The 7,192-nt window shown below is 72.2% G+C and carries 8 protein-coding genes; 4 read left to right on the top strand and 4 right to left on the bottom strand.

The window, feature by feature from the left end; translation table 11 throughout:
- Positions 1 to 5 precede the first annotated feature (5 nt).
- Positions 6 to 527: a hypothetical protein gene (locus ACFY3N_RS29230; protein ID WP_390819767.1), complete on the bottom strand. Its 522-nt coding sequence runs from the start codon at positions 525 to 527 to the stop codon at positions 6 to 8.
- A 510-nt stretch (positions 528 to 1,037) separates the two neighbouring features.
- On the opposite strand from ACFY3N_RS29230, the gene ACFY3N_RS29235 reads away from it, so the two are divergent.
- On the top strand, positions 1,038 to 1,829 hold the full coding sequence (locus ACFY3N_RS29235; protein ID WP_390819768.1) for a SigB/SigF/SigG family RNA polymerase sigma factor: 792 nt from the start codon (positions 1,038 to 1,040) through the stop codon (positions 1,827 to 1,829).
- 23 nt (positions 1,830 to 1,852) lie between these two features.
- On the opposite strand, the gene ACFY3N_RS29240 is transcribed toward ACFY3N_RS29235, so the two are convergent.
- Positions 1,853 to 2,218, bottom strand: a complete 366-nt coding sequence (locus ACFY3N_RS29240) for an ANTAR domain-containing protein (protein ID WP_390819769.1) — start codon at positions 2,216 to 2,218, stop codon at positions 1,853 to 1,855.
- Positions 2,219 to 2,420: 202 nt separating this feature from the next.
- On the opposite strand from ACFY3N_RS29240, the gene ACFY3N_RS29245 reads away from it, so the two are divergent.
- The gene (locus ACFY3N_RS29245) at positions 2,421 to 3,224 is read left to right on the top strand and encodes a VOC family protein (RefSeq protein ID WP_390819770.1); all 804 of its coding nucleotides are present in this window, start codon (positions 2,421 to 2,423) and stop codon (positions 3,222 to 3,224) included.
- 21 nt (positions 3,225 to 3,245) lie between these two features.
- Here the strand turns inward: ACFY3N_RS29245 and glgX are convergent, their stop codons facing one another.
- Positions 3,246 to 5,381, bottom strand: a complete 2,136-nt coding sequence (glgX, locus tag ACFY3N_RS29250; RefSeq protein WP_390819771.1) for a glycogen debranching protein GlgX — start codon at positions 5,379 to 5,381, stop codon at positions 3,246 to 3,248.
- Complete coding sequence (locus tag ACFY3N_RS29255) at positions 5,378 to 5,890, bottom strand: pep a2 (protein WP_390819772.1); 513 nt, start codon at positions 5,888 to 5,890, stop codon at positions 5,378 to 5,380. Before ACFY3N_RS29255 ends, glgX begins: the two co-directional genes overlap by 4 nt.
- Before the next feature lie 353 nt (positions 5,891 to 6,243).
- Between ACFY3N_RS29255 and ACFY3N_RS29260 the strand changes: the two genes are divergently transcribed.
- Both ACFY3N_RS29260 and ACFY3N_RS29265 read left to right on the top strand, forming a co-directional pair.
- Positions 6,244 to 6,546, top strand: coding sequence for a DUF5133 domain-containing protein (locus ACFY3N_RS29260; protein ID WP_390819773.1), 303 nt, complete (start codon positions 6,244 to 6,246; stop codon positions 6,544 to 6,546).
- A 73-nt stretch (positions 6,547 to 6,619) separates the two neighbouring features.
- A partial coding sequence (locus ACFY3N_RS29265; protein ID WP_390819774.1) for a maltotransferase domain-containing protein occupies positions 6,620 to 7,192 on the top strand: 573 nt, incomplete at its 3' end.

The following is a 7,192-nucleotide window of genomic DNA, read 5'->3' on the forward strand; positions in this document are numbered from 1 at the left end:
GACGCTCAGGCGGTGCCTTCCTCGGCCTGTCGCTGCAGGAAGACGCTCACCTGCTGGGCGAGGCCGTCCCGGCACGCGCCCGCGGACGCCCCCGCGGACCCCTCGTGCACGCCGACGCCGCCCGCCCACAGCCGGCGCCCGGCCCACTCCTCGTCGACGCGCAGCTGGACCTGGACGTCGACCTGGCCCAGGGACGCCTCGGGGCCGGCCGCGTAGAGGACGGCGGTGGCGCGGCGCAGCGGATAGACGTCGAAGCCCTCGATGAACTGCGAGTTGCGCCAGTCGATGAACGCGCTCTCGCCGTCGGGGCCGGTCCGTACGTCGATCTGGCCGTCCTCGACGTGAATGCAGAAAGGCCGGTCGCCGCGATTCTCGACGGTCACGCGGACACTGAAGTACGTCAGCCCCTCGGCGGCGTCGTCCCGTCCCCTCGGCGGTTCGCCGGATTCCAGACGGTGGACGCGGACCCGCAGACCGGCATGCTCGTCGTACTCCTGCCAGTCCCCGACCACGTTCGGCTCGTACACGGTGCACCTCTCGACTTCTGTCCGATGCTTCCTATCCGCGGCCTCGGCGCACTGTCAAACGCGGAGAATGCGCCGTGGTCAGGCGGTTCGCCCGAGCCGATCGGTGATCAAGCGCTGCGCTGGAGGAATCCCCGCGGCCGGCCGGCCGGCGGCCGGCGAGGGCGTGCCGCACATCACGTCCGGACCTCACGTCCGGCGCCGTGATCACCGGCGCCCCCTCCGGGCGGTCCGCGACGGCGGGGCCGGCCCGGGCCGGCCCCGCCCGTCCGGCCGCGGGGTTTTCACGCCGTGAATTCACTTGATTTCACACCGTGCTTTTTCCGGTGATTCCCCCGCCGAATTCCGGAAAGCGTTTTGGAATGACGGACCGGGGGGAAGGAAATTCTCAGTGCTTCGGACAGGAGGCACGTCCGTGGGAACCGCTTCGCCGGCCGCGGGCCTGTCGTGGTCCGAGCCGCCGCCTCCCACGGGTTCTGTCCATCCGGCACCCCGCTCAGGGAGGTGCGCGTGATGCGTACCGTCAGTCCCAGGAAGCAGCACTCCCACGACGACGCCCCCGACACGGCGGGGGACTTCGCGCGCCTGGCCCGGCTGCCCGAAGGACCCGAACGCAGGATGCTGCGCGACGCGCTGGTCACGGCCTGGCTGCCCATGGCCGAGCGCATCGCCGTCCGTTTCCGGGGCCGCGGCGAGGCCCTGGAGGATCTGTACCAGGTGGCGGCCCTCGGTCTGGTCAAGGCCGTGGACCACTACGACCCGGCGCGCGGCAACGCCTTCGAGGCGTACGCCGTGCCGACCGTCACCGGCGAGATCAAGCGGCACTTCCGCGACCACATGTGGACGCTGCACGTGCCGCGCCGGGTGCAGGACCTGCGCAACCGTGTGCGGCACGCGGCGAAGGAACTGGCGCAGACCACGCCGGGCCGGGCTCCCACGGTCGCCGAGATCGCCGCGCACGCCCGGCTGACCGAGAGCGAGGTGCGCACCGGGACGGAGGCCCTGGAGTGCTTCTCCGCGCTGTCCCTGGAGGCGGAGATGCCGGGCACCGAGGGCTACGCCCTGGGCGACGCGATCGGCGGCCCCGACCCGGCCTACGACACCGTCGTCGACCGGGTGGCGGTGCGGCCCTGTCTGGAGGCGCTGCCGGAGCGCGAACGGCTCATCCTCTATCTGCGGTTCTTCCGGGGAATGACGCAGAGCGGCATCGCCGAGCAGCTCGGCATCTCGCAGATGCACGTCTCCCGGCTGCTCAGCGGCTGCTTCGCCCAGCTGCGCGAGGAACTGCTCGCCGAGGCCGGCTGAGCGGGACGGGCTCCGCCGGGGCGTCAGCCCTCCGGCGGCACGCCCGGGATCTGGGTGGGGCCGAGCCGGTCCAGGACCTCCTCCAGCACCGTCCGCACCTCCGCCGGCAGGAGCCCGGTGCGCCCCCAGACGAGGATCAGGTCGGCCACGGTGCGCAGCTTGATGTTCGTGCGCTGGGAGACCTCCTTCAGCACCGTCCAGCCCTGGTCGGGCGAGACCCGTCCGAGGACGACGACCATGCCGATCGCCTGGTCCACCACCGCGTGCGAGACGACCGCGTCCTTCAGCTGCTGTACCTCTTCCTCCAGTTGGAGGATGCGGTCCGCGCCCCCGTCCGTGGGCATGGTCACCTCCGGGTCCGGTGTGCCGCTCTCGTGGTGCCTTCGCATGGTGCTTGAGTGCCTTCGACCAGTGTCCGATCCATCCATCGTCACCACTGGGGCCGCCCTGCGCCACCGGGGTGGCCCGGGGACGGCGGGGCCCTTCGTCCCGGCGCCGCCGGGGTGCTCGGCAGGCGCCCGGAGGGGTACCCGGTGGACACTGGTGCCATCCGGGTGGCTGCCAGGCCGACGAGATCAGGACGCGACTGCCATGAACCACGACATGCCCTCCCCCGCCGGCGCGACGGACGTCTTCTCGACGCACTCCGTGTTCGGGGCACCCTGCTGGGTGAGCCTGACCAGCCGCGACATGAAGACGACCGAGGAGTTCTACGGGGCCGTGCTGGGCTGGGAGTGGCGTCCGGTGCGCCTCGGCGACCGGTTCCGCATCGCCCTGTCCGAGGGCCGGCCGGTGGCCGGGATCGCCGGGGTCGCCGGCATGTGGCAGATGGCGGTGGCGTGGACGCCGTACTTCGCGGTGCCCAGCGCCGACGAGGCCGCGGCGCGGGTGCAGGAGCGCGGCGGCACCACGGCGGTCGGCCCGATCTCCCTGCCGCCGGGGCGCGCGGCGCTGCTGGCCGACCGGGACGGGGCGACGTTCGGGGTCTGGGAGGGCGAGCTGTTCACCGACTGGCCCACCTGGCGCCGCGCACAGCTCGCGTTCATCCGGCTGCACACCCGTGACGCCTTCGACGCCGCGATCTTCTACGGCGGGGTCTTCGACTGGGCGTCCGACAAGCCGGGCTGCGTCGAGGTGCGGTACGAGGGCGAGGAAGTGGTGCTGCGCAGCGGAGGGGACGTGGTGGCGCGGATCGAGTCGGGGGCGGCGGAGTCGGCTCCCGACCCGGCGATCCGGCCGCACTGGCAGGTGCACTTCGCGGTGAAGGACGTGGCCGCCTGCGCCCGCGCCGCCGAGCGGCACGGCGGCAGCGTCCTGTCCCTGGGCGCCGACGAGGCCGTGCTCCGCGACAACGAGGGCGCCCAGTTCACGGTGACGTCACGCCGCGAGCGCTGACCCGGGGGGACGCCCCGCCGGTCAGCGGGACGGGCGGGACAGCAGGACCAGGCTCCGGGGGCCCACGGGGAGGTTGGCGGCCGCCTTGTGCTCCGCCTCGTCGGGGACGCCCTCCGGGTCGGCGGTGTCGATCAGGGCCGTCCAGCGCTCCCCGTACGCGGCGCCCGGCAGGCGGAAGCGGGCGGGCTCCCAGTGGCTGTTGAGCAGCAGCAGGAAGGAGTCGTCCACCACGCGCCGGCCGCGCGGGCCGGGTTCGGCGATGGCGTCGCCGTTGAGGAACACCCCGACCGAGTGGGCGTCGGAGCGCTGCCAGTCGTCCTCGGTCATCTCCCGCCCGTCGGGCAGCAGCCACACCAGGTCGGGCAGCGGCTGGCCGGCGTGGCGCACGGTCTCGCCCCGGAAGAAGCGGCGGCGGCGCAGCACGGGGTGGGCGAGGCGCAGGGAGATCAGCCGCCGGGTGAAGTCCAGCAGGTCGCGCTGTTCGCCGGTGAGCCGCCAGTCGATCCAGCTGGTCTCGTTGTCCTGGCAGTAGGCGTTGTTGTTGCCGTGCTGGGTGCGGCCCAGTTCGTCGCCGTGGGAGAGCATCGGGATGCCCTGGGACAGCAGCAGGGTGGCGAGGAAGTTGCGCTGCTGGCGGGCGCGCAGCTCCAGTACGGCCGGGTCGCGGGTGACGCCCTCCACACCGCAGTTCCAGGACCGGTTGGAGTTCTCGCCGTCCTGGTTGCCCTCGCCGTTGGCCTCGTTGCGCTTGTGGTGGTACGAGACGAGGTCGCGCAGGGTGAAGCCGTCGTGCGCGGTGACGAAGTTGACGCTGGCGCGCGGACGGCGCCCGTTGTGCGCGTACAGGTCGGCGGAGCCGGTCAGCCGGGAGGCGAACTCGCCGAGGGTGTGTTCCTCGCCGCGCCAGAAGTCCCGTACGGCGTCCCGGTACAGGCCGTTCCACTCCGACCACAGCGGGGGGAAGTTGCCCACCTGGTAGCCGCCCTCGCCCACGTCCCAGGGCTCGGCGATCAGCTTGACGCGGCTGATCACGGGGTCCTGCTGGATGAGGTCGAAGAACGCCGACAGCCGGTCGACCTCGTGGAACTGCCGGGCCAGGGTGGCCGCGAGGTCGAAGCGGAAGCCGTCGACGTGCATCTCGGTGACCCAGTACCTGAGCGAGTCCATGATCAGCTGGAGGACGTACGGGTGGCGCATCAGCAGGCTGTTGCCGGTGCCGGTGGTGTCGTAGTAGTGGCGCCAGTCGCCGTCCACCAGGCGGTAGTACGCGGAGTTGTCGATGCCCCGGAAGGAGAGCGTGGGGCCCTTCTCGTTGCCCTCGGCGGTGTGGTTGTAGACGACGTCCAGGATCACCTCGAGCCCGGCCGCGTGCAGGGTCTTCACCATGTTCTTGAACTCGGTGACCTGCTGCCCGCGGGTCCCGTGGGCGGCGTAGGCGTTGTGCGGCGCGAAGAAGCCGATGGTGTTGTAGCCCCAGTAGTTGACCAGGTCACGGCCCTGCAGCACACCGTCCTGGACGAACTGGTGCACCGGCATCAGCTCCACGGCGGTGACGCCCAGCGAGGTGAGGTGCCCGACCACGGCGGGGTGCGCGAGACCGGCGTAGGTGCCCCGGAGTTCGTCGGGGACGTCGGGGTGGGTGCGGCTCATGCCCTTGACGTGGGCCTCGTAGATCACCGTGTCGGAGTAGGGGCGGCAGGGCCGGGTGTCGCCGCCCCAGTCGAAGGCCGGGTCGGTCACCACGCCGAGCACGGTGTGTCCGGCGCTGTCGGCGGGGTCGGGGCCGTGCGGGTCGCGCTCGTACAGCGAGGGGTGGTTGTCGATCTGCCCGTCCACCGCGGTGGCGTAGGGGTCGAGGAGCAGTTTCGCCGGGTTGCAGCGGTGGCCGGCCGCCGGGGCCCACGGCCCGTGCACCCGGTAGCCGTAGCGCTGTCCGGGGCCGACGCCGGGGAGGTAGCCGTGCCAGACGAAGCCGTCGACCTCGGTGAGCCGTACGGTGCGGTGCCGGCCCTCGTCGTCCACCAGAACCAGTTCGACGCGTTCGGCGACCTCGCTGAAGAGCGCGAAGTTGGTGCCCTCGCCGTCGTAGGACGCGCCCAGTGGGTAGGGGCGCCCGCTCCAGGCGGGCGCCCCTTTCCGGTTCTGTCTCCGGGTCACCGGACTTCCTCCAGGATGCCGGCCGGCGTTCGTACCCGGCCGGTGAGCGTGGCGACGCTCACCTCGCGGGGGAGGTCCAGGCCCTCGCTCTCGCGCGGGTCGGGCGCGGTGGGCACGAGGGGGACGCGTTCGCCGGCGCGGGCGCGCTGCGAGAACCAGATGACCTTGCTGCCGTTCTCGGTGGCGCAGCAGCCCCAGCCGTCGCTGCTCGCCGCGATGTGCTCGAGGCAGCCGCGCAGTTCCTGGTCGGGGCGCAGGGCGCGGTCGTTGTCCCCGATGGCCGTGATGAGGTGCTGGCCGTTCCACCACATCTCGATCGACGTGTTCTTGTCGGTGGCGTGCTCGTCGATGGCCCGCAGCAGCATCTCGGCGCCGCCGCAGACGGGCTCCATCAGGTTCTCCAGGTCCCAGAACCGGAGGTGGGCGGCCAGTATGCGGCTGACCTGTCCCACCCTCTCGGGGCTGACTTCCACGTCGAGGTGGTAGTAGCAGGGCACTGCGGTCTTCATGGTCGTTGGCTCCTCACGCGAAGCTCTCGTCCCTCCTCGCCCCCACGGGGCGAGCCCCCGAACACAGAACGTGAGCGGGTATCGCTTCTGAGTCACCTTCAGGGTGAGGGGGTTGGTCCGTTCGTGCAACACGAGCACACGGCCGTGACGCACGGGACGACATGCGAGCGGGAGGGACCGCGACGGACCGCCCCGAGTGATTGAAAAGCCAACAAGACGTTCCGTCATCACCCGTGCACCATGTGTGAAGACCTCGATCGCCGTTACGGGTCCGTGCACCTGCGCGCACGGCCGCCGCCCCGACCGCCGGGACAACGCGCCTCGAATCGAGCCCCGGAAAGGTGCACGGCGCCATGCTGCTACCCGCCAAAGCCGAAGTCGCCCGGCAGCTGCGCCGGTACCGGGCCTGGGAACGCGTGATGCTGGCGGCCCCGACCGATCACACGGTGCGGGCCACCTTCGAGGACGCCGGCTACACCCTCTGCGTGCTGATGGGCAAGCGCTGCGCGCGGGAGGCGGCGGACGCCGCCGAACGGTATCTGCGCACCACCCTCGTCACCTATCTGCAGGAACAGAACGACACGCCCCGCCCGGCGGCCGCGGCCCGACGGGGTCCCCCTGCCGTCGAGCGGCGCTCCCCGGCGGGAAGGCAGTGACCTTCCCGCCGCTGTTTGGTCCCACGCCCGGGCGACCGCCCGGGCGTCGAGCACGGCGGAGGTGCACAGACCCATGAAGACGACCCGGACCATCGGTCGTATCCCGGTACGGGACGTCCGGCCGTCCGTCGACTGCGGCAGGCGGCCGGCCAAGGCCGTCGTGGGCGAGACGTTCGAGGTCACCGCCACGCTCTTCCGGGAGGGGCACGACGCGGTCGCCGCCAATGTGGTGCTCAAGGACCCCGAGGGGCGTCCGGGGCCGTTCACCCCGATGCGGGAACTGGCCCCGGGCAGTGACCGGTGGGGCGCGGAGGTCGTCGCGGACGGCCCGGGCCGGTGGACCTACCGCGTCGAGGCCTGGGGCGATCCCGTGACCACCTGGCGCAGGACCGCCGGCATCAAGGTTCCGGCGGGCATCGACACCGGACTGGTGCTGGAGGAGGGCGCCGACCTCCACGAGCGCGCGGCCGCCGGCATCCCGCGGGAGGACGGACAGGCCGTGGTCCTCGCCGCGGCCGGGACCCTGCGGGACGACTCCCTGCCCTGCGCCACCCGGCTGGCGGCGGCGTTGACGCCGGAGGTGGAGGCGGTGCTGGCCCGGCATCCGCTGCGGGAGCTGGTCACCAGCAGCGACCCGCTGCCGCTG

The organism is Streptomyces sp. NPDC000348 (genome assembly GCF_042898795.1).
Lineage (GTDB): Bacteria > Actinomycetota > Actinomycetes > Streptomycetales > Streptomycetaceae > Streptomyces.

Bases quoted from the DNA above. Each gene is read 5' to 3' on its own strand.
- ACFY3N_RS29235 (WP_390819768.1), top strand. From the start codon at position 1,038: ATGCGTACCGTCAGTCCCAGGAAGCAGCACTCCCACGACGACGCCCCC.
- ACFY3N_RS29240 (WP_390819769.1), bottom strand. From the start codon at position 2,218: ATGCGAAGGCACCACGAGAGCGGCACACCGGACCCGGAGGTGACCATG.
- ACFY3N_RS29255 (WP_390819772.1), bottom strand. From the start codon at position 5,890: ATGAAGACCGCAGTGCCCTGCTACTACCACCTCGACGTGGAAGTCAGC.
- ACFY3N_RS29245 (WP_390819770.1), top strand. From the start codon at position 2,421: ATGAACCACGACATGCCCTCCCCCGCCGGCGCGACGGACGTCTTCTCG.
- ACFY3N_RS29260 (WP_390819773.1), top strand. From the start codon at position 6,244: ATGCTGCTACCCGCCAAAGCCGAAGTCGCCCGGCAGCTGCGCCGGTAC.